The organism is Morganella sp. HSTU-ASny43, from assembly GCF_022819185.1.
Taxonomy (GTDB): domain Bacteria; phylum Pseudomonadota; class Gammaproteobacteria; order Enterobacterales; family Enterobacteriaceae; genus Morganella; species Morganella morganii.
In genome coordinates this window covers 1-614 of record NZ_WSPG01000084.1, presented here as the reverse complement: position 1 = coordinate 614, position 614 = coordinate 1, and the positions used below count along the sequence as shown (strand labels likewise).

Here is a 614-nt window from a genome sequence, read left to right as displayed (position 1 = left end):
AAACCTGATTGTACTGACATAGCAGAGGACGTAATGGCAAAGCTTCGTGAGCTTATTATTAAAATATCGGCAAATTCTTCCTCGTTTCAGTCTGAAATAGCGCGTGCTTCACAGATGGGGGAGAACTATTACCGGACGCTGGAGCAGGGTGGACGCAAAGCATCATCGGCATCACGTGAAACGAAACGGGCAATCAGTGAGCTGAACAATGAACTGTCATCAATAAAATCGACAGTAACCGGCGTAATGGGGGCTATGGCCGGTGCTTTTGCCACGCAGCAGCTTATCAGTTATGCCGATACCTGGAGCCAGTTAAGCGGTCGCCTGAAACTGGCCTCTGTGTCTGCGGAGGATTTCAGCCGGACGCAGCAGGAGCTGATGTCGTTAAGTCAGCGTACCGGCACATCACTGGCGGCAAATACCAACCTGTACGCACGTATTGCGCAGTCGATGCGTGATGTGGGTTATGCCTCGGGGGATGTGGCAAAAGTCACTGAAACCATCGCAACCTCACTGAAGCTGTCCGGTGCAGGCACTGAAGAAGCCAGCTCTGTTATTACTCAACTCAGTCAGGCACTGGCTTCCGGTGTTCTGCGCGGTGAAGAATTTAACGC

Annotated in this window: 1 protein-coding gene; it reads left to right on the top strand. The window is 51.6% G+C overall.

Translation table 11 applies throughout. The features are described 5' to 3' along the window. Nucleotides 1-33: 33 nt before the first annotated feature. The coding region (locus GN208_RS18140; RefSeq protein ID WP_243828518.1) for a tape measure protein at nucleotides 34-614 on the top strand (581 nt) is incomplete at its 3' end.